Origin of the sequence: Streptacidiphilus albus JL83 (assembly GCF_000744705.1) — a bacterium.
GTDB lineage: Bacteria > Actinomycetota > Actinomycetes > Streptomycetales > Streptomycetaceae > Streptacidiphilus > Streptacidiphilus albus.
This window is the reverse complement of record NZ_JQML01000001.1, coordinates 5206629-5225377: the sequence shown is the minus strand read 5'-3', so window position 1 is coordinate 5225377 and position 18749 is coordinate 5206629. Positions and strand designations below refer to the sequence as shown.

The window sequence follows — 18749 nt, the reverse complement described above, 5'->3', positions numbered from 1 at the left end:
GACAATGGGCGTGAACCGTGACATGCGTGAACCGTCAGACCTGAAGGAGAGACCGCGATGGCGACCGCCCTCCACCTCGCCCAGAACCCCGACGCCGACGCGCTGCTCAGCCGCAGCCCGCTGGCCGCGATGATCGGCATGCTGCTGGACCAGCAGGTACCGATGGAGTGGGCGTTCACCGGTCCGTACACCCTGCTCGAACGCCTGGGCGGGAAGGACCTGGACGCCCACGCGATCGCCACCCAGGACCCCGACGCCTTCGCCGCGCTCTGCTCGCAGAAACCGGCGGTCCACCGCTACCCGGGATCGATGGCGAAGCGGATCCAGCAGCTGTGCGCGTTCCTGGACGAGCACTACGACGGGGACGTCACCAAGGTGTGGAGCGGCGTCGGCAGCGGCACGGAGCTGTTCGACCGGCTGGTCGAGCTGCCCGGCTTCGGCAAGCAGAAGGCGCAGATCTTCCTGGCGCTGCTCGGCAAGCAGTTGGGCGTCCAGCCGCAGGGCTGGCGCGAGGCGGCGGGCCCCTACGGCGAGAAGGACAGCTTCCGCTCGGTCGCCGACATCACCGGCCCCGAGTCGCTGGACAAGGTCCGCGCCTTCAAGCAGGCGGCGAAGGCCGCCGCGAAGGCGGCAAAGGCCTGACCGCCCGCCGCACCCCGTACCCGTACCCGGGCGAAGACGCCGAACCCGCGGAATGCGCTTAGGCTGGGACCGCTTCCGACTTGTCCCCGTTCATGTGGATTCATCAAGGAAGGCGGCAGTTCCGTGCCCAACACCCTCACGGCCGACACGGTCGGCCCGGTGGACGTCGCAGTGATCGCGTTCGACAACAGCAGATTCAACGGCGACGTCGCTCCCGCCCTGCGTGAGCTGCAGGACAGCGGCACGGTCCGGATCCTCGACCTGACCTTCCTGCGCAAGGACGGCGACGGTTCCGTCGACGTGGTGGAGCTGTCCGACTCGGACGTCGCCCTCGCCTTCGAGCGGGTCACCGGCGACGAGTTCGACCTGCTCAGCGACGAGGACCTGGCGTCGGTCGGCGCCGGTATGGAGCCGGGCTCCTCCGCGATGGTGGTGGTCTGGGAGAACACCTGGGCGGCCCGGCTGGGTGCGGCGCTGCGCGGCTCGCACGGACGGGTCGTCCTGCTGGAGCGCATTCCCCGGGACGCCGTGCTGCAGGCGATCACCTCACTGGACAAGGACTGAGGGAGCAGGGGAAGACGATGATCCGTCGACGGATGGGACGGCCGGGCCTGCTCGGCACGATGGCACGCACCACGGTGATCGCCGGCACCGCCACCGCGGTCTCCGGCAGGATGCAGCGGAACGCCGCCGAGCGCAGCGCCGAGCAGCAGCAGAGCGCCGAGTTCAGCCAGCAGCAACTGGTGGACCAGGCAGCCGCGCAGGCGGCGGCCCAGGTCGCCGCCCAGCAGGCGCCGGCGGCTCCCGCCGCAGCCGCCCCGGCGGTCGACCGGGTCTCCCAGCTCGCCACCCTGGCCGACCTCAGGAACCAGGGCGTGCTGACGGAGGCGGAGTTCACCGCCGAGAAGGCCCGGATCCTGGCCGGCTGACCCGGCGGCCCCACCCCTCGGGTACGGCAGGCTGGAGGGCATGGCGATCGAAGGGTTCGGCCCGGACGAGTTCCAGTTGGTGCTGCTGCGTCGGATGGCGGACTTCCGGCCGGAGTTGGTGGAGCAGGCGGTACGCCGGCTCGGCTCCGACCGCGCCCGGATGCGCGAGGCCAACCGGCGCTGGCAGGCGATGATCCGGTCACCCCGCTCCGCGCACGGGGCGCGCCGGTACGAGTCGGTGCTGGGCCCCGCCGAGGCGCGGGTCCGGCGCCGCGCCGGGGACCTGAGCTGCACCGCGCTGCTGTGGCCGCTGTCGCTCTGGCCCGAGCTGAGGTTCGAGCTGCTGCTCGGGCCCGGCGGCTCGGTCTGGAACGAGTGGCTGGTGCGCGCTCCGGACACCACCGCGCCGCTGCTGCGCACCGCGGCGGACCTGCGGCCCTGGAGCTGTGTGGTGGACGACGTCGGCGCGGCCTTCCCCGGCGCCCGGCCGTTGGAGGGCAGCGCGCCCTCCCGCTGGGGCGTCGCCTTCGAGGCCCCGGAGACGGAGGCCCTGGAGACGGAGGCCCTGGGCGCTGAGGGCCGAACCCGCTCCTGGGTGGCCACGTTCGCCTGGGGACTGCTCCAGGAGGTGCGCCCGGCCGACGGCCCCCGTTGACCGGAGGCGGCCGCGACCGGCGCCCCGCAGCCGGTCCGACAGATCGGACCTTCATACCCCCAGGGGTACCATGGCCGGACCAGTCGAAGCAGCCGCAGGAGGCCCTGGATGAAGGTCGACGACGAGGCGGTCAATGCCGTCCTCAACCGGTTGCGGCGGGCGCAGGGCCAGTTGGCCGGGGTGATCGCGATGATCGAGGCCGGCCGCGACTGCAAGGACGTGGTCACCCAGCTCGCCGCGGTCTCCCGGGCGCTGGACCGTGCCGGGTTCAAGATCGTGGCCAGTGGGATGCGGCAGTGCCTGGCGGGCGCCGAGGACGGCACCCCGCCGATGACCGAGGCCGAGCTGGAGAAGCTGTTCCTCACCCTGGCCTGAGCCGCACCCGGCGCCGCCCGCCCGCCCCTCCTCAGTTGCGGGTCAGGGTCCTGGTGGCGGCGGCAGCTATGGCGATGCCCAGGGTCCAGCCGAGGACCGTGAGCACCACCGTGACCACCGCCGCCACGCCGTGGTACTGCCAGACGTCGGACTCGCCGAAGTGGATCACCGGGACCAGATGGTCCGCCGCGTACAGAACCGGGTTGAACACCGAGGTGTCCTCCCGGCTCACGTCCACCGGCCGGACCTGGCTGAAGTAGGCGCTGCTGGCGACCAGCAGGGCGACCGCCCAGCCGATGGCCCGGAGCGGCCGGTAGCCGTAGCCGACCAGCAGGTCCAGGGCGGCGCCGGGCACCCGCCGCCAGCGCGGCAGCAGCACCGCGCGCAGCGCCCGCTGGCGCGCCAGCATCACCGTCCTGGCCTCGCCGTCGTTGCCGATCGAGCGGTAGTAGGACGCCAACTGCTCGTAGGGCTGGGCCCGGAAGGCGCCGAGCCGGCCCGGGTCGGCGGTCCTGGCCTGGCGGCGGAGCAGCGGGATCCGCTCCTTGGCGTCCCGGTACTCGATGAACGGGCCGTAGGTGAAGCCGTCCAGGCGGAGCTGTTCCGGCCAGCAGTCGATCCGGTCGTGGATGCCGCCGGCCGCGCTCGCCGCCTGGAGCATCAGCACGGCCTTGGGGCTGTCCAGACCCCGGATGTCGAGGTGGCCGCTGACGGTGGCCGCCGTCAGCCGGATCTCGCCCTCGGTGTGGAAGCCCGCGGTCAGCAGCAGGCTGCCCTCGACCACCATCCGGTCGGCCTCCAGCGCCGGTCGGCCGGCGGTCGCGGTGAGCTGCGCGCCGGAGCAGTCGAGGCCGCCCCGGAGCCTGGCGCTGATCAGCTGGACCGTCCCCCGGGCGCTGAAGGGGCGGTCGACGTCCTCGCCGTGCTCGCTCCGCGCCGGGTCGGCCACATGGAGGCGGAGGGCCGTCTCGCTGGCGACGGACAGCCAGGGCGCGTAGAGCGCGTCGGCGCCGTCGCCGTCCAACTGCGCGCCGGTCAGCAGCAGCGAACTGCCGATCTGCGCGCCGGGCAGCCGGAGTTCGCCACGGGTGCGGAGGCGCTGGGCGAGCAGGCTCCGGCCGACCCGCATACCGCCGGCGTTGAGGCAGACCCCGCCGGGTCCGGCGCTTCTCAGCTGGGCGTCGACGAAGGCCACCTGGCCGGCTATCTCGGCATGGATCAGGTCGAAGGAGCCGTTGGTGACGCAGCGGTTGACCAGCAGCCCGCCGTCGATCCGGATGCCGTCCGCGTGGACGGCGACCCCGTCCGCGCCGCCGACCACGGTGTCGCGCAGATCGAAGGTGCCGTGCACCCGGGCGCCGTAGGCGCTGAGCGTCACTAGCCGGGAGCCGCTCAGGTCGATCGACTCGGCCACCGCGCCGTCGAGCACGATCGCCCCCTCGAAGCAGCAGTCGCGCAGGAACAGCAGCGAGGAGACGGTGCCGTGGTCGAAGCGCAGTTCACCGGTGATCCGAGCCCCGGCGAGCCGCAGTGCGGCGACCGCTCCGGGCACGGCCGGGCAGGCGCCGAGCAGCAGCGCGGCCAACACCTCGCCGCGCACGCTGCGCCCGGCGGGCCAGGCGTCCGCCCCGGCCGGGTCGTCCAGCTCCGGGTCGCCCGTCCGCAGGTCGACCAACTGCCCCAGAGGGAAGGCTTTCCAGACCCTTCGCTCGGTTTCGGTGAGTCTGCCGAGACGGCTGGGGACGGCGGGACTCGGGAGAACTGTCGTACGACTCATGAACGTTATGGTGCCTCAGCTGCCCCTCGGCCGGGCGGCCGATCAGCGGGATTGCCTGCGCCGGTCAGCCGGGCCGACGTCCGGTGTCGGCGCACCAGCGCTCACCGACCGCCTTCAGCCGGGCCTCGGCCCTGACCGGTCGCGGGTCGTTGCGCCAGCGTTCGACCGCCTTCGCCTGTCGCTCGCGGGCCTGCTGCACCGGCGCGAGATCGGCCTGCGCCTGCTTCAGCTGGGCCTCCGTCTCGGCGATGTCGGCCTCCCGCTTCTGCTGAAAGGTTTCCTCATCGACCAGCGCACCCTGTGCCCGTGCCACCAGGGTGCGCACCGCGTCGTCCGAGTACCGGTCACGGTCCAGGGTCAGCCGCCGCCGCCTGCCGTCCTGCCCGGTGACCAGCAGCACATGCTGATGACGGGCCAGATCGTGGCCGATCCGGGCCCGGTGCAGCGGGACTGCCCTACCGCGTACCAGCACGGCGTGTTGATGCAGGGTCAGTCCACCCAGACTGTGCAGCAGTTCGCCGTGGCCCACGGCGTCCAGCTGCTTCCGCTGCCGGTGCAGCGCCCTGATCCGCCGGTTCCGCTCGGCCTCCACCCGACGCAACTCCCGGTCCGCGGAGTGGAGCTCACGGCGCCGCTGCCGCTCCAGCGCCCGCACCGCGCTCCGGGCCTCGGCCAACTCCCGCCGCCGGGAGGAGAAGGCGCCGCCGAAGGAGCACGCCCAGCCACCCGGATACCTGACCAGCCGCCGACCGGTGCCGACCGCGCCCGCAAGGAGCAGCAGCCCGCAGACCACGGTGACCGTCACGGCGTCCATCCACTGACCTCCGTCCTCCGTCGGCCATGATGCACCGTCGGACGCTCCCGTCCCAGGGTCGCGGCCGTGCCGCCACCAAACCGCCACCCCGACCGCCACCCCGACCCGCCCCGACCCACGCCGACCCACGCCGACCCGCGCCGACCCGCTCCGGGACGAAGGTCCCGGGCGGCCTGCCCTGGACCCCCCGCCGGTCTGCCGGGACGATGGCGCCATGGAACCCGGACCCACGTTCGCCGACGTCCTCGCCGCCGAGGCGCTGCTGGCCGACCGGCTGCCCGCCACCCCGATGTGGTCCTATCCGGCGCTCGACGCGGTGGCCGGGGCGACGGTGTTCGTCAAGCACGAGAACACCCAGCCGGTCGGGGCGTTCAAGGTGCGCGGCGGCCTCACCCTGCTGGCCGGCCTCACCCCGGAGCAGCGGGCGCGCGGGCTGGTCACCTACTCCACCGGCAACCACGCCCAGTCCGTCGCCTACGCCTGTGCGGCCTTCGGCACGCCCTGCACGGTGGTGATGCCCGCCGCCGCCAACGAGGCCAAGGTCCGGGCGGTCCGGGCACTCGGCGCGACGACGGTCCTGTACGGGCCGTCGCTGGCGACGGCGCAGCAGTGGGCCGAGGAGTCGGCGGCGCGGGAGGGCAGCCTGCTGGTCAGCCCCGGCGACACCCCCGCCCTGGTGGCCGGGGTCGGCACCCTCTACCTGGAGCTCTTCCGCTCCCGGCCGGACCTGGACGCGCTGGTCGTGCCGGTCGGCAGCGGCACCGGGGCCGCTGCCGCCTGCCTGGTCGCCGCCGAGCTCGCACCGCGCTGCCGGGTGATCGCGGTCCAGTCCGCCGCCGCCCCGGCCGCCCACGACTCCTGGCAGGCGGGCGTCTGCGTGGAGCGGCCGAACCTGACCGCTGTCGAGGGACTGGCCACCGGGCGCGGCTTCGAACTGCCGCAGCGGCTGATGCGGACGGGCCTGTCCGGCTTCCACCTGGTCTCCGACAAGGAGATCGGCTCCGCCCAGCGGCTGCTGGCCGGCCATGCGCACACCCTCGCCGAAGGCGCGGGCGCCGCCGCGCTCGCGGCCGTCCTCGCCCGACCGGACGAATTCGCCGGTCGGCGCGTCGCCGTGGTGTGCAGCGGCGGCAACGCCTCCCCCACCGAGATCGCCGCCCTGGGCGGCACCGCCCCCTGACCGGCACCGCCCCCTGACCTGTGGCGCGCCGATCCGCGCGGGCCCTGCGAGCGAGAAACGGAGAAGTGCCCGACGCCGCAGCGACGGATGCCGGATCATTGCCGGCAGTACCCCCGTACGGAGCACTGGTTTCCATAAGCCACACTTGTTGTGATTGATCGCACTGTTTCCCGGTCGGGCATGATGGGGATCGCACCTCAAGCCTGCACGGCCGACAAGGAGGACCGAGTGGACGACGTACTGCGGCGTGCCCCGCTCTTCACCGCACTGGATGACGAGCAGGCTGCCGAGCTGCGTGCCTCCATGACGGAGACCACGCTCGCCCGCGGCGAGTCCCTCTTCCACGAGGGCGACCCCGGCGACCGGCTCTACGTCATCGTCGAGGGCAAGGTGAAGCTGCACCGCACCTCTCCCGACGGCCGTGAGAACATGCTGGCCGTGGTCGGCCCGAGCGAGATGATCGGCGAGCTGTCGCTCTTCGACCCGGGACCGCGCACCGCCACCGCCTCCGCGCTGACCGAGGTCAAGCTGCTCGGCCTGGGCCACGGCGACCTGCAGCCCTGGCTGACCACCCGTCCCGAGGTGGCCATCTCGCTGCTCCGGGCCATCGCCCGGCGCCTGCGCCGCACCAACGACGTGATGTCGGACCTGGTCTTCTCGGACGTCCCCGGACGTGTCGCCAAGGCGCTGCTCGACCTGTCCCGCCGCTTCGGTGTGCCCTCCGACGAGGGCATTCACGTGGTGCACGACCTCACCCAGGAGGAACTGGCCCAGCTGGTCGGTGCCTCCCGGGAGACCGTGAACAAGGCGCTCGCGGACTTCGCCGGGCGCGGCTGGCTGCGGCTGGAGGCCCGCGCGGTGATCCTGCTCGACGTCGAACGGCTGGCACGCCGTTCGCGCTGACGTACTGATGCGCTGATGCGCTGACGTCGGCGCCACAGACACCCGGGTGGGGGTACGGCCTACGGCCGATGCCCCCACCCGTTGTCGTGCGCCCCGTCCGTCGTCGTGCCCCACCCGTTCGCAGGAACCGTTCCCGGGAACGCGACCGGGTCCGGCCTCGGGCCCGGGGCGGCGGCCTCAGACCGCCCCGCGCTCGCTCAGGTACTCCAGCTGGGCCCGGACCGACCACTCCGCGGCGGGCCACAGCAGCGGGTCGACGTCCGCGTAGACCCGGGCGACGACCTCCGCCGGGGTGCGCAGGCCCGCCTCGACCGCCGCCTCGACCTGGGCCAGCCGCGAGGCGCGGTGCGCCAGGTAGAACTCCACCGCGCCGAGGGCGTCGGTCAGTACCGGGCCGTGACCGGGAAGCACCGTGCCGACGCCGTGCCCGGCCGCCAGGGCCCGCAGCCGCTGCAGCGAGTCCAGGTAGTCGCCGAGCCGTCCGTCCGGGTGGGCGACCACGGTCGTGCCCCGGCCGAGGATGGTGTCCCCGGTCAGCACCGCGCCGTCGGCGGGAATGCGGAAGCTGAGCGAGTCCGAGGTGTGGCCGGGAGTGCCGACGATCCGCAGCTCCAGGCCGCCGACCTCCAGTACCTCGCCGTCGTGCAGCCCCTCCGCGCCCAGCCGCAGCGCCGGGTCCAGCGCCCGCACCCCGCTGCCGGTGAGCTCGGCGAAGCGCGCCGCGCCCTCGGCGTGGTCCGGGTGGCCGTGCGTCAGCAGGATCTCCGCGACCCGGCGGCCGCTCTGCCGGACATGGTCGCGGACCGCGAGCAGGTGGCCCTCGTCCAGCGGTCCCGGGTCGACCACGACGGCCAGCTCGGAGCCCGGCTCGGCGAGGACCCAGGTGTTGGTGCCGTCGAGCGTCATCGGCGAGGCGTTGGGGGCGAGCACGCAGAACGCCCGCTCGGTCGCCCGACCGGCGATCCCCCGGCCGGTTCCGCCTCCAGCGGCGGCGGATCCCGCCGCGCCGCCGCTCAACGGACAGCCCTCCCGGACTCCATGGTCAGCTCCGGGTGGCCGGGCCAGCTCACCGTCACGTTTCCGTCCGCGTCGACCGCGCCCCGGGCCAGCACCGGTGCGACAGTGCGGTCCCCGGCCGCCGCCAGCGCCTCGGCCGGGGTGGCGAACGGCAGCAGTTCGCGCAGGGTCGAGACGGTCGGCGGGAGCATCAGGAACTCGCCGTCGTCCGCGCGCTTCACCGCCTCGGACGGCTCCAGCCACTCCACCCGGTCCGCCTCCCCCGGAACCTCGGCGGTGCGCTGACCTTCGGGCAGCACCGCGACGAAGAACCAGGTGTCGTAGCGGCGCTCCTCGAACTCCGGGGTGATCCAGCGGGACCAGGCCCCCAGCAGGTCGCTGCGCAGCACCAGGCCGCGCTCGGTCAGGAACTCCGCGAAGGACAGCTGGTGCCCCTCCAGCGCGGCCCGGGCCTCGCGCCACTCCGGCCCGCTGACATCCGCGACCACCGACCGCTCGTCGACCCCCGCCAGCAGGACGCCGGCCTCCTCGAAGGTCTCGCGGACGGCCGCGCAGACCACGGCCTGCGCGGTCTCCGCCGAGCAGCCGAGCCGCTCGGCCCACTCCTCCGGCCCGGGACCGGCCCACCGGAGCGCGGTGCCCGCGCCGGCGCTGTCGCGCGGATCGACGCCGCCGCCCGGGTAGGCGTACATGCCCCCGGCGAAGGCCATCGACGCGCGCCTGCGCAGCAGGTACGCCTGCGGGCGGCCGGTGCCGCCCGTGCCGCTGCCGTGCTCGCCGCTGCTGCTCTCGCCGCTCTCGCCGCTGCCTGCGTCGTGCTGCCGGAGCAGGACCACGGTCGCGGCCAGCCGGGGCTGCACCGGCGTGGCCTCACCCCGGGCGAGTGCGCCGATGCGCGCCGCCCAGGCGGCCGGCACCGCCGCCGCACGTGCTTCCGGATCCTTCACCGGCTGTGCCGCACCGCTGTGCGGCCGCTGCTGCTCCTGCTGATCACCCATGGCCGGATGCTACGTGGCCGCCTGCCGGGAGTGAACGGGTACGCGGTACCCGTTCACACTCGCTCGTCCGGTGGCCGTTGCTGCGGCCCGTGGTGCCGGCCTCAGACCGCGCTGACGCGGACCTGGATCTCCACCTCGACCGGGGCGTCCAGCGGCAGCACCGCGACGCCGACCGCGCTGCGGGCGTGCACGCCGGCCTCGCCGAGGACCTCGCCCAGCAGCTCGCTCGCACCGTTGACGACACCGGGCTGGCCGGTGAAGTCGGGGGCGGAGGCGACGAAGCCGACGACCTTGACCACTCGCTCGATCCGGTCGAGGTCGCCGATCACGGACTTCACCGCGGCGAGGGCGTTGAGCGCGCAGATCCGCGCCTGCTGCTTCGCCTCGTCGGCGGTGACCTCGGCCCCGACCTTGCCGGTCAGGCCGAGCTTGCCGGCCACCATCGGCAGCTGGCCGGAGGTGAAGACGTACTCGCCGGACTGGACGGCCGGGACGTAGGACGCCAGCGGCGGCACGACCTCCGGCAGCACCAGGCCCAGCTCGGCCAGCTTGCTCTCGACCTTGCCCATCAGGACTTCTCCCGCTTCAGGTAGGCCACCAGCTGCTCGGGGTTGTTCGGCCCGGGCACGACCTGGACGAGCTCCCAGCCGTCCTCGCCCCAGGTGTCCAGGATCTGCTTCGTCGCATGCACCAGCAGCGGCACGGTCACGTATTCCCACTTGGTCATGGGTGGACTCTAACCGTTCGGCGGGACGGAGATGCGCGTGTGATCTACGCCACAAAGGGGGGCAAAGTAGTCAGGCTGGGAAGATGACTCCCGACGGAGTGCGCGCGGCGTGGTTACCCTCGCGGGAAGGGTCGACCGGCGCGTCGATGCTCGACCAGCAGGCACCGACGAACGCCGACCGGACACCGACCGACACCTACCGAGATCCAGCGACACCTACCGATATCAGCGGACATCAGCGGACGGAGACGCACCATGCCGGACTGGGAGGGCGTGCGGCTGCACGTCGTCAGCGGCAAGGGCGGGACCGGGAAGACCACGGTGGCAGCCGCCCTCGCCATGGCCCTGGCAGCAGAGGGACGGCGGACGCTGCTGATCGAGGTCGAGGAGCGGCAGGGCATCGCCGAGCTGTTCGGCATCTCCGCCCTGCCGTACGAGGAACGGAAGGTCGCGAGCGTCGCCGCCGGGGCCCTGGGCAAGCGCGGCACCCCCGGCCCCGGCGGCAAGGGTCCTGGTCCTGGCGGCAAGGGTGCAGCCGGGCGCGGGGAGGGGGAGGTCTTCGCCCTGGCGATCGACATCGAGCAGGCCCTGCTGGAGTACCTGGAGATGTTCTACAAGCTCGGCCGGGCCGGCAAGGCGCTGCGCAAGGTCGGCTTCATCGACTTCGCCACCACCATCGCCCCCGGACTCCGGGACGTGCTGCTCACCGGCAAGGCCTGCGAGGCCGTCCGCCGCAAGGGGCCGGACGGCCGCCGGGTCTACGACGCGGTCGTCATGGACGCCCCGCCGACCGGCCGGATCAGCCGCTTCCTCAACATCAACACCGAGGTCGCCGGGCTGGCCAGGTTCGGGCCGATCTTCACCCAGTCGCAGGCGGTCATGCGGGTGATCCGCTCGCCGGAGACGGTGGTGCACCTGGTCACCCTGCTGGAGGAGATGCCGGTCCAGGAGACCGTGGACGGCGTCGCCGAGCTGCGCGCGGCCGGACTGCCGACCGGCGGGGTGTTCGTCAACATGGTGCGCCCCCCGGTGCTGGACGAGGCCGCGATACTGGCCGCCGGCGGCGACCACGACGGCGAGCTGGCGATGGTGCTGGCCGACGCCGGGGTCGGCGCGCGTCCGGGACGGGGCGGGGCCAGGAAGACCGTGCCGACAGCCACCAGGAAGCTGGTGGAACCGCTGCTGGCCGAGGGCCGGGAACATGCGGCCCGCGTCGTGCTGGAACGCGAGCAGCGGGTGGACGTCCAGGCGCTGAAGCTGCCGACGTACGAGCTGCCGCTGCTCAGCGGCGGAGTGGACCTGGGTGGGCTGTACCGACTGGCGGCGGCGTTGAAGGAGCAGGGGACAGCGTGAGCACCACACCGAGAAAGCCCGCCGCGCCGGGGCCGGCCGGGGCGGCCGATCCGCTGGCCGGCCGTCGGCTGGACGTCGACGCGCTGATCGACGACCCGGCGACCGCCATCGTCGTCTGCTGCGGTTCCGGCGGCGTCGGCAAGACCACCACCGCGGCCGCGCTGGGCCTGCGGGCGGCGGAGCGCGGGCGCAAGGTCGTGGTGCTGACCATCGACCCGGCACGGCGGCTGGCCCAGTCGATGGGCCTGACCGAGCTGGACAACACCCCGCGCGTGGTGAAGGGGGTGAGCGGTCCCGGCGAGCTCCAGGCGATGATGCTGGACATGAAGCGGACCTTCGACGAGGTCGTGCTCGCCCATGCCGACCCCGAGCGGGCCCGGCAGATCATGGAGAACCCGTTCTACCAGTCGCTGTCGTCCGGCTTCGCCGGGACGCAGGAGTACATGGCGATGGAAAAGCTCGGCCAGCTCCAGGCCGAGGACCGCTGGGACCTGATCGTCGTCGACACCCCGCCGAGCCGCTCCGCCCTGGACTTCCTGGACGCGCCGAACCGCCTCGGCTCCTTCCTGGACGGCAAGCTGATCCGGATACTGATGGCCCCGGCGAAGGTCGGCGGGCGCAGCGCGATGAAGTTCCTCAATGTCGGCATGGCCATGTTCACCGGGGTGCTGGGGAAGGTCCTCGGCGCCAATGTGCTGCAGGACCTGTCGACCTTCGTCACCGCGATGGACTCGATGTTCGGCGGCTTCCGCGAGCGAGCGGACCGCACGTACCAACTGCTGCAGGCTCCGGGCACGGCGTTCCTGGTGGTCGCGGCGCCCGAGCGGGACGCCCTGCGCGAGGCGGCGTACTTCGTGGACCGGCTGGAGACGGACCGGATGCCGCTGGCCGGCCTGGTGCTGAACCGCGTCCACAGCACGGGCGCGCCTCAGCTGACCGCGGAGCGGGCACTGGCGGCGGCGGAGACCCTGGAGAGCCCCGAGCAGTCCGAGCCGGACCCGGCGGACGCAGCGGCGGACACGTCGGCGGACACGTCGGACGCGGCGGAGGAGGAGGCCGGTCCGGCGGTCGGCGCCGTGCCCTCCGAGACGGAGGTGCTGGCGGCGGGCCTGCTGCGGCTGCACGCGGAGCGGATGCAGCGGATCGCCCGGGAGCGTCGGATGCGCGACCGTTTCGTGTCGGTCTACCCCGATGTGCCGGTGGTGGAGGTGGCGGCCCTGGCCGGCGACGTCCACGACCTGGAAGGGCTGCGGGAGATCGGCGAACGACTCAACCACGGGAAGGCATAAGCCGCCTGACGGTTGGGTAGGTCACCAGGAGTGCGCCGCCCGTGCGCCGGTTGCACGCCGGTGCACACCTGGATCACCAGGCCGTCGAGGGCAGCACTGTGCTACCCGGCTGCCTCCGGCGTCCCGCGAGTCCGACCAGGTTGGGGCCGGAGCGCGCGGGGCATGCGGAAGCTACGGGTGGTGCTTCGACAGTCTGTCCCCTGAGGGTGTTCGGGGGTCAGCCTGCTTCTGCGTAGTCGGCGTCGCCGATGGAGTAGGTCTGCTCGTACTCGCTACGAGCCGTCTCCAACAGTCGGCGCCACGAGATCACCGTCGGGCGGCGACGCAGGAGCGCTCTGCGCTCGCGCTCCGTCATCCCTCCCCAGACGCCGAACTCGACGCGATTGTCCAAGGCGTCGGCCAGGCACTCTGTGCGCACCGGGCAACCGGTGCACACCGCCTTGGCGCGGTTCTGTGCCGCCCCCTGAACGAACAGTTCGTCCGGATCACTGGTGCGGCAGGCTGCCTGCGCACTCCAGTCGTCTACCCAGCTCATGCTGGTGCCGTCCTCTCCCGAATCGAGGCTCCCCCACGGCGGCAACGGCATATGCACTGTTGCCAGTTGAGGACGTTACGGAAGAACGGCGAGATGCAACAGCCCCTTGGGGCCCAATCCTGTATGGCCCATTCGGACTATGCGTAGGGAATAGATCACCCACGGGAGTGACTGCAGGTAAGAAGGCCAGACAGGGTTCGGGTACCCGTATGACCTGGCTCCTACAGCCCTAAAGGACGCCAAAGCGCGACAAAAAGGACAGATCTCATCACCCACACGAGTGATGTCAGGGGGCGCACAGGAACTTGTCGCAAGCTTGTGACAAGAGTAGGCGAACAACTGCCCGCCTGTACGGGAAACAGCCACGTATGGTTCTGCCATGGCAGCGAAGCGCTCGGGTTCTCCCCTCCACAAGGTCGGTCTCGGTGTACGCCTACTCGGCGCGAGTGTGCTGGCAGGCGCACTCGTAGCGGGTCTGGGGGTACCGGCCGTAGGGGCACTCGGCCTCGGTGCGAAGTCGGCAGCGGACGACTTCAACAACATCCCTGACTCCTTCACCGCACCGCCGCTGTCGCAGTCGTCGACCATCTACGACGCCAACGGCGGGGTCATCGCGACGGTCTACTCCCGGGACCGCACCGTCGTCCCGCTCAGCCAGATCGCGCCGGTCATGCGCAGCGCGCTGATCGACATCGAGGACAACCGCTTCTACCAGCACGGTGCGATCGACCTTGAGGGCACGCTCCGCGCGCTCACCAAGAACGCCAGCTCCGGCGGTGTCGCCCAGGGCGGATCGACCCTCACCCAGCAGTACGTCAAGAACGTCTTCGTGGAGGAGGCGGGCAACGACACGGCGAAGGTGCTGGAGGCCCAGCGGCAGACCACCGGGCGCAAGATCCAGGAGCTCCGGTACGCCATAAAGCTGGAGGAGACCCTCAGCAAGGACCAGATCCTCGCCGACTACCTGAACATCACGTTCTTCGGCGAGCAGGCCTACGGCATCCAGGCCGCCTCCGAGCGCTACTTCAGCGTCAACGCCAGCCAGCTCACCATCCCGGAGGCCGCGCTGCTGGCCGGCATGGTGCAGTCGCCGACCGGATACGACCCGCTGGTCTACCCGCAGTACGCGCTCCAGCGCCGCAACGAGGTGCTGGCGGACATGGCCAAGTACGGCACCATCACGCCGGCCCAGGCCACCGCCGCCGAGGCCACCCCGCTGAACCTCAAGGTGAGCTCCCCCAAGGAGGGCTGCATCACCGCGCAGAAGGGCGAGGGCTTCTTCTGCGACTACGTGGAACAGGTGCTGCTCCAGGACCCGGCCTTCGGCGCCACCAAGGCCGCCCGGCAGGCCCTGTGGGACCAGGGCGGCCTGTCCATCCACACCACGCTGAACCCGAAGGACCAGGCCGCCGAGGAGAAGTCCGTCCAGGACCACGTGTACTCCAGTGACAGCGCGGTAGCCGCAACCACCATGGTCCAGCCCGGGACGGGCAAGATCCTGGCGATGGCGCAGAGCAAGCCGTACGGCACCGGCAAGAACCAGACCGAGATCAACTACAACGTCGACTCCCTCCACGACGGCGGCCAGGGCTTCCAGACCGGGTCCGTGTTCAAGGCAGTCACTGCGGCCGCCGCGCTCCAGGCCGGCTACCCGCTGACCTACTCGATCAATGCAGTGGTCCACGGCGACTACCCGGAGATGCAGGACTGCGCCGGCGACAACCTCCTCCCGGCGCCCGGCATGGAGAACGACAGCGACACCAACTACGGCAACATCGACATGGTGCAGGCCATGGCTGCCTCGGTGAACACCTACTTCGCACCGCTGGAGGCCAAGGTCGGCCTCTGCAACGTGGTTCACATGGCGCAGAGCCTCGGCCTCGGTTACCAGGGCGGAACCAACAAGGCCGGTACCGCACTGCTGCCGATCTCCCAGGTGCAGACCCTCACCCTCGGTGTGAACTCGCTGACCACGCTGCAGATCGCCAACGCCTACGCGGCCTTCGCGGCCGACGGCACCTACTGCAACGCCACGGCGATCAGCTCGGTGACCAACTCCCAGGGCAAGAGCCTCGCCGTCCCCGCCTCCGACTGCCACCAGGCGATGTCCTCGTCGGTCGCCGCCGGTGTGAACCGCACCCTCAACTCCGTGGTCGCCGACCCGGGCGGCACCGGCGCCACCGTCGGTGACATCGGCTACTCGGACGCCGGTAAGACCGGTACCACCAACAGCGAGGCCCAGGCCTGGTTCGCCGGATTCACCGCGCAGATCTCCGACGCCACGATGATGACCAACCCCAACAACCCGAGCCTGTCGCTCAACGGCGTGGACATCGGCGGCAACTCCTACGATCCCGCCTACGGCTACGAGACCTCGGGGCCGATCTGGAAGCAGGCCATGACGGACGCCATGTCTGGCATGCCGGATATTCAGCTCCCGCTGGCCCCCTACAGCCAGCAGCCGAGCAAGCCCTCCACCCCGTCCACCCCGTCCACCCCCGCCAGCCCCGGCACGAACAACGGGAACAACAACAACGGCGGCAACGGCGGCAACGGCAAGACCCACTGACGCAGCCCCTCGCCGCAACTCACGCGAGACCCGACAAGGGCGGGCCGCCCCGGTTCACACCGGGGCGGCCCGCCCTTCGTCATACGTCCGCTCCCGTTCCACGCCGGTCGGCGTTGAACCATCCCGCCATCAGCGTCTGCCGCACCGCTGCGCGCCCCTGCCACCATCGGCCAGCCCGGCGACCTCCGTGGGTTGGCTAGCCTCATCATGGCGTTGGACACCCTTGGAGAGAAGGCTCGGGGCCGGTCGGTGCCGAGAGCGACTCCCGGCACCAGCCAGGTGCCGACGGCCAGGTCGAGGGCGTTGGATTCAGGGGCTAATCGCCGCATCGCGGTCTTCCCACGCGGTTGACCCCGACCAGTCCCTGCAATTCAGGAACATGGCTCGGTACTGCAACCAAACTTTCGGTATCCGACCAGACGATGCTGAACAACTTCGGCGACGAGCTTGACACTGCCATTTCCCAGGCCGTGGCACAGGTCAAAGCCGATGGAGTCGACATCCAGTACGTCAACCCGCAGCCGGCGTTCGTCGGACACGCACTGTGTGACAGCAGCCCCTGGCTCATTGCACCGTCGCTCACCACCCAGGTAGCGGGCTTCTACCACCCGAACCAGACCGGACAAGCGGAATACGCCACCCTCATCAACCAGTGCCTGGCCGGAAAGCTCTCGTGCTGACGAGGCGCGCTCCGGCATCAACAGCCGCTTGAGCAACTGTGGGCGTCGGCGACCTCGTTCGATCTACGAGTTCGCCGACGCCCACACGGGTATGCTGCCGACCGGGGCCCTGCCGGTAATCGCTGATCGGCACGCAGGCAGCAAGGGAATGCCACTGCAAGGAGGACTGCTACATGCAACTGCGCCTTCTCATGACCCGGGCGATAAATGCCATCGCATGGACGCTCGGGGCCGCTCTGCTCAGCAGGAGGCAATTCAACTTGCCGCGATGGACCCGCAGGCAGGAATTTTTCGACCTGCATTCCTCCGCAGTTTCCTGGCTGGATGAGAACCTCAGCATACTCGAACGCGATGCTTCAGGGCTGCGCCGGTTCGGCACCGACACATGGGATTACTGCCACGGTGCCGTCCGCTCGATATTTCATTTTGCCGTGGCAGCGCCCCGACGCCTACCGAGCGTGGGATGCACTCGCAACGTGATCGCGGTCTACGGATTCGATGGAGATCCGGGCGAGCGCCTCGAAAAGATTGCCGAGACCATGTCAACGGCAGGATGGAAGAGAATCGCACCTTTGCCAATGAGGCCATGGGAGGGTGCGAACGGCTATGCAATGCTGGAGTGGCAGCCTGACGCGAAGGATGCGGAAGCGCCATGGGGTGGGAAAAACTCCTCTCCCCACATGACGTTGTCCTGGGGCAGCCGTGGACAGGAAACCCCACTGGAACAAGTCCCCAGTCGAACACACATCAGTACACGGAACTATCTCGCGCTCGAATGCAGTGGTACTGAGTACTGGAATCTTCCAGAATCCGCTCTGGAAAGTCACGAGCACGTGCTGGCCGTGACCGTGACCCTCAGTTACTATTCCAGCCTGGACTCTTGGCGGCCTCAACGGAGGATTCCGCGCCATCTTCTCCCGACGAAGCCGAAGCCTTGGGTTTCACCGCGGTAAATGAAGCTCTTGTGCTCCATCTGTGGGTTGCTTCGGAGCGCCTGACGCAGTGCACGCCGTCCCCTGTGCAGATCTTGAGGTGTTGATGCTCGGGATCAGATGCGCAGGGAGAACGGCGTGCGGTTCACCACCGTATTGAAGGCATTGGTCGGATGCGAGCAGGCAGCGCCGCAGGACATGTGGTTCGATGCCGGAGCCGGTCGGCGCCGCTGGCAACACCTGGACGCGGCCGGACTGAAGCTGTTCCTGGAGGCCGACGCGCCCCGGGTGAGGTGCAAGCGGCACGGCGTGGTGGTTGCCGCGGTGCCCTGGGCCCGGCACGACGCCGGTCACACCTCAGCTTCCCTCGGCGTTGGGGCGAGTGGCGATGATGGCTTCGGTGCGGATGCGTTCGTCGAATCGGCCGTCGGGTTGGAAGGCGGTGAGTGCTTCGCGGAGATCGCGTTCGAAGGCGTCCTTGTCGGTGCCGAGCTGGGCGGGGCTGCTGTAGGAGAGGCTGAACTGGTAGCCGATGACCTCGTCCAGGGTGCGGGTGTGGATGCGGTCCCAGTGGGCAGTCTCGACCTGGGAGAACGGGGGAGCGGGCCAGGACGTCTTGGTGGCGTTCCTTGGGGTGGGAGTAAGTGCTGGAGCCGGCTCGGCGGTCGGGGCCGAGGTAGCGGCTGCGCACGTCGGCGACGACGCCGGTCCAGACGGGCGGGGCGAGGTCGTCGTGCAGCGCCCCGTTACCCGAGCGACCCAGTCGACGATTCCGGCACCACCCGCGGTTGGGGAGAATGCGCCGTCGCAGACGCCCGACGCACAGTCCCTCAGCCCGCCGTCAGCGCCTGCTTCACCGCTGCCGCGACCCGGCCGCCCTCGGCCAGGCCGGCCACCTTCGGGTTCACGATCTTCATGACCGCGCCGATGGCACGCGGGCCCTCCGCGCCGGCGGCCTTGGCCTCGGCGACGGCCGCCGCGACGATGGTCGACAGCTCGTCGTCGGTCAGCTGCTTCGGCAGGTAGCCGGCCAGGATCTCGCCCTCGGCACGCTCCCGGGCAGCGGACTCCGCGCGACCACCGGTCTCGAACGCCTCGGCGGCCTCGCGCCGCTTCTTCGCCTCACGGGCGATGACCTTGAGCACCTCGTCGTCGGAGAGCTCACGGGCGACGGTGCCGGCCACCTCCTCGTTGGTGATGGCGGTCAGGGTGAGCCGGATCGTGCCGGAGCGCAGCTCGTCCCTGGCCCGGATCGAGGCGGTCAGGTCCTCCTGCAACTGCTTCTTGAGCGTCGTGGTCATGGGGGCAAGTCTCGCATCCCGGATGAGCCGGTGCCCGCCATTAACCCGGTGTCCACTCCTCTGCGACCATGTA

20 protein-coding genes and 1 pseudogene are annotated in these 18749 nt (G+C 71.0%); 13 read left to right on the top strand and 8 right to left on the bottom strand.

Features of this window, described 5'->3' with window-relative positions; genetic code table 11:
* The first annotated feature begins 57 nt into the window (after nucleotides 1–57).
* From BS75_RS22795 to BS75_RS22775, 5 genes are all read left to right on the top strand, one after another.
* Entirely contained in the window at nucleotides 58–642 is a 585-nt protein-coding gene (locus tag BS75_RS22795) for an HhH-GPD-type base excision DNA repair protein (protein ID WP_034089584.1), read from the top strand.
* Nucleotides 643–765: 123 nt separating this feature from the next.
* Nucleotides 766–1206 carry a DUF6325 family protein gene (locus BS75_RS22790; RefSeq protein WP_034089583.1) on the top strand — a complete coding sequence of 147 codons (441 nt, stop codon included), beginning with the start codon at nucleotides 766–768 and terminating at the stop codon, nucleotides 1204–1206.
* Between the two features lie 17 nt (nucleotides 1207–1223).
* Nucleotides 1224–1571 (top strand): SHOCT domain-containing protein, encoded by a 348-nt coding sequence (locus BS75_RS22785; RefSeq protein ID WP_231607867.1) that lies wholly within the window; start codon nucleotides 1224–1226, stop codon nucleotides 1569–1571.
* Nucleotides 1572–1611: 40 nt separating this feature from the next.
* Entirely contained in the window at nucleotides 1612–2226 is a 615-nt protein-coding gene (locus BS75_RS22780) for a hypothetical protein (protein WP_034089581.1), read from the top strand.
* Nucleotides 2227–2334: 108 nt separating this feature from the next.
* Nucleotides 2335–2601 (top strand): metal-sensitive transcriptional regulator, encoded by a 267-nt coding sequence (locus BS75_RS22775; protein ID WP_034089580.1) that lies wholly within the window; start codon nucleotides 2335–2337, stop codon nucleotides 2599–2601.
* A 31-nt stretch (nucleotides 2602–2632) separates the two neighbouring features.
* Here the strand turns inward: BS75_RS22775 and BS75_RS22770 are convergent, their stop codons facing one another.
* Nucleotides 2633–4276 carry a hypothetical protein gene (locus tag BS75_RS22770; protein ID WP_034089579.1) on the bottom strand — a complete coding sequence of 548 codons (1644 nt, stop codon included), beginning with the start codon at nucleotides 4274–4276 and terminating at the stop codon, nucleotides 2633–2635.
* A 166-nt stretch (nucleotides 4277–4442) separates the two neighbouring features.
* Nucleotides 4443–5192 carry a hypothetical protein gene (locus BS75_RS22765; RefSeq protein WP_034089578.1) on the bottom strand — a complete coding sequence of 250 codons (750 nt, stop codon included), beginning with the start codon at nucleotides 5190–5192 and terminating at the stop codon, nucleotides 4443–4445.
* A gap of 214 nt (nucleotides 5193–5406) precedes the next feature.
* Here BS75_RS22765 and BS75_RS22760 point away from each other — a divergent pair, with 214 nt between their 5' ends.
* Nucleotides 5407–6372, top strand: a complete 966-nt coding sequence (locus BS75_RS22760; protein ID WP_034089577.1) for a threonine ammonia-lyase — start codon at nucleotides 5407–5409, stop codon at nucleotides 6370–6372.
* Nucleotides 6373–6600: 228 nt separating this feature from the next.
* Nucleotides 6601–7275: a Crp/Fnr family transcriptional regulator gene (locus tag BS75_RS22755; protein WP_034089576.1), complete on the top strand. Its 675-nt coding sequence runs from the start codon at nucleotides 6601–6603 to the stop codon at nucleotides 7273–7275.
* A 177-nt stretch (nucleotides 7276–7452) separates the two neighbouring features.
* Here BS75_RS22755 and BS75_RS22750 read toward each other — a convergent pair whose 3' ends face one another.
* The 4 genes from BS75_RS22750 to BS75_RS48445 form a co-directional block, all read right to left on the bottom strand.
* Complete coding sequence (locus tag BS75_RS22750) at nucleotides 7453–8292, bottom strand: MBL fold metallo-hydrolase (protein ID WP_034089575.1); 840 nt, start codon at nucleotides 8290–8292, stop codon at nucleotides 7453–7455.
* Entirely contained in the window at nucleotides 8289–9290 is a 1002-nt protein-coding gene (locus BS75_RS22745) for an NUDIX hydrolase (RefSeq protein WP_231607866.1), read from the bottom strand. Before BS75_RS22745 ends, BS75_RS22750 begins: the two co-directional genes overlap by 4 nt.
* Before the next feature lie 101 nt (nucleotides 9291–9391).
* Complete coding sequence (locus BS75_RS22740) at nucleotides 9392–9859, bottom strand: RidA family protein (RefSeq protein ID WP_034089574.1); 468 nt, start codon at nucleotides 9857–9859, stop codon at nucleotides 9392–9394.
* Nucleotides 9859–10017: a DUF4177 domain-containing protein gene (locus BS75_RS48445; protein ID WP_095874066.1), complete on the bottom strand. Its 159-nt coding sequence runs from the start codon at nucleotides 10015–10017 to the stop codon at nucleotides 9859–9861. Before BS75_RS48445 ends, BS75_RS22740 begins: the two co-directional genes overlap by 1 nt.
* A gap of 255 nt (nucleotides 10018–10272) precedes the next feature.
* Here BS75_RS48445 and BS75_RS22735 point away from each other — a divergent pair, with 255 nt between their 5' ends.
* Nucleotides 10273–11370, top strand: a complete 1098-nt coding sequence (locus BS75_RS22735; protein ID WP_034089573.1) for an ArsA-related P-loop ATPase — start codon at nucleotides 10273–10275, stop codon at nucleotides 11368–11370.
* The gene (locus tag BS75_RS22730; protein WP_042437450.1) at nucleotides 11367–12659 is read left to right on the top strand and encodes an ArsA family ATPase; all 1293 of its coding nucleotides are present in this window, start codon (nucleotides 11367–11369) and stop codon (nucleotides 12657–12659) included. Before BS75_RS22735 ends, BS75_RS22730 begins: the two co-directional genes overlap by 4 nt.
* Nucleotides 12660–12876: 217 nt before the next feature.
* Here BS75_RS22730 and BS75_RS22725 read toward each other — a convergent pair whose 3' ends face one another.
* Nucleotides 12877–13194 (bottom strand): WhiB family transcriptional regulator, encoded by a 318-nt coding sequence (locus BS75_RS22725; RefSeq protein ID WP_042437451.1) that lies wholly within the window; start codon nucleotides 13192–13194, stop codon nucleotides 12877–12879.
* Nucleotides 13195–13573: 379 nt separating this feature from the next.
* Between BS75_RS22725 and BS75_RS22720 the strand changes: the two genes are divergently transcribed.
* The 4 genes and pseudogenes from BS75_RS22720 to BS75_RS50530 form a co-directional block, all read left to right on the top strand.
* Nucleotides 13574–15763, top strand: coding sequence for a transglycosylase domain-containing protein (locus BS75_RS22720; RefSeq protein WP_034089572.1), 2190 nt, complete (start codon nucleotides 13574–13576; stop codon nucleotides 15761–15763).
* Between the two features lie 422 nt (nucleotides 15764–16185).
* Nucleotides 16186–16443, top strand: coding sequence for an SGNH/GDSL hydrolase family protein (locus BS75_RS22715; protein WP_034089571.1), 258 nt, complete (start codon nucleotides 16186–16188; stop codon nucleotides 16441–16443).
* 173 nt (nucleotides 16444–16616) lie between these two features.
* On the top strand, nucleotides 16617–17396 hold the full coding sequence (locus tag BS75_RS48440; RefSeq protein WP_152645746.1) for a hypothetical protein: 780 nt from the start codon (nucleotides 16617–16619) through the stop codon (nucleotides 17394–17396).
* Nucleotides 17397–17579: 183 nt separating this feature from the next.
* Nucleotides 17580–17732: pseudogene (locus BS75_RS50530) on the top strand (transposase family protein); the annotation flags it as partial.
* Nucleotides 17733–18205: 473 nt separating this feature from the next.
* On the opposite strand, the gene BS75_RS22710 reads toward BS75_RS50530, so the two are convergent.
* Nucleotides 18206–18676 carry a GatB/YqeY domain-containing protein gene (locus tag BS75_RS22710; RefSeq protein WP_034089570.1) on the bottom strand — a complete coding sequence of 157 codons (471 nt, stop codon included), beginning with the start codon at nucleotides 18674–18676 and terminating at the stop codon, nucleotides 18206–18208.
* Between the last annotated feature and the right edge of the window lie 73 nt (nucleotides 18677–18749).

Bases quoted from the DNA above. Each gene is read 5' to 3' on its own strand.
- BS75_RS22795 (WP_034089584.1), top strand. From the start codon at position 58: ATGGCGACCGCCCTCCACCTCGCCCAGAACCCCGACGCCGACGCGCTG.
- BS75_RS22785 (WP_231607867.1), top strand. From the start codon at position 1,224: ATGATCCGTCGACGGATGGGACGGCCGGGCCTGCTCGGCACGATGGCA.
- BS75_RS22780 (WP_034089581.1), top strand. From the start codon at position 1,612: ATGGCGATCGAAGGGTTCGGCCCGGACGAGTTCCAGTTGGTGCTGCTG.
- BS75_RS22775 (WP_034089580.1), top strand. From the start codon at position 2,335: ATGAAGGTCGACGACGAGGCGGTCAATGCCGTCCTCAACCGGTTGCGG.
- BS75_RS22765 (WP_034089578.1), bottom strand. From the start codon at position 5,192: ATGGACGCCGTGACGGTCACCGTGGTCTGCGGGCTGCTGCTCCTTGCG.
- BS75_RS22760 (WP_034089577.1), top strand. From the start codon at position 5,407: ATGGAACCCGGACCCACGTTCGCCGACGTCCTCGCCGCCGAGGCGCTG.
- BS75_RS22745 (WP_231607866.1), bottom strand. From the start codon at position 9,290: ATGGGTGATCAGCAGGAGCAGCAGCGGCCGCACAGCGGTGCGGCACAG.
- BS75_RS22740 (WP_034089574.1), bottom strand. From the start codon at position 9,859: ATGGGCAAGGTCGAGAGCAAGCTGGCCGAGCTGGGCCTGGTGCTGCCG.
- BS75_RS48445 (WP_095874066.1), bottom strand. From the start codon at position 10,017: ATGACCAAGTGGGAATACGTGACCGTGCCGCTGCTGGTGCATGCGACG.
- BS75_RS22735 (WP_034089573.1), top strand. From the start codon at position 10,273: ATGCCGGACTGGGAGGGCGTGCGGCTGCACGTCGTCAGCGGCAAGGGC.
- BS75_RS22725 (WP_042437451.1), bottom strand. From the start codon at position 13,194: ATGAGCTGGGTAGACGACTGGAGTGCGCAGGCAGCCTGCCGCACCAGT.
- BS75_RS22720 (WP_034089572.1), top strand. From the start codon at position 13,574: ATGGCAGCGAAGCGCTCGGGTTCTCCCCTCCACAAGGTCGGTCTCGGT.
- BS75_RS22715 (WP_034089571.1), top strand. From the start codon at position 16,186: ATGCTGAACAACTTCGGCGACGAGCTTGACACTGCCATTTCCCAGGCC.
- BS75_RS48440 (WP_152645746.1), top strand. From the start codon at position 16,617: ATGCAACTGCGCCTTCTCATGACCCGGGCGATAAATGCCATCGCATGG.
- BS75_RS22710 (WP_034089570.1), bottom strand. From the start codon at position 18,676: ATGACCACGACGCTCAAGAAGCAGTTGCAGGAGGACCTGACCGCCTCG.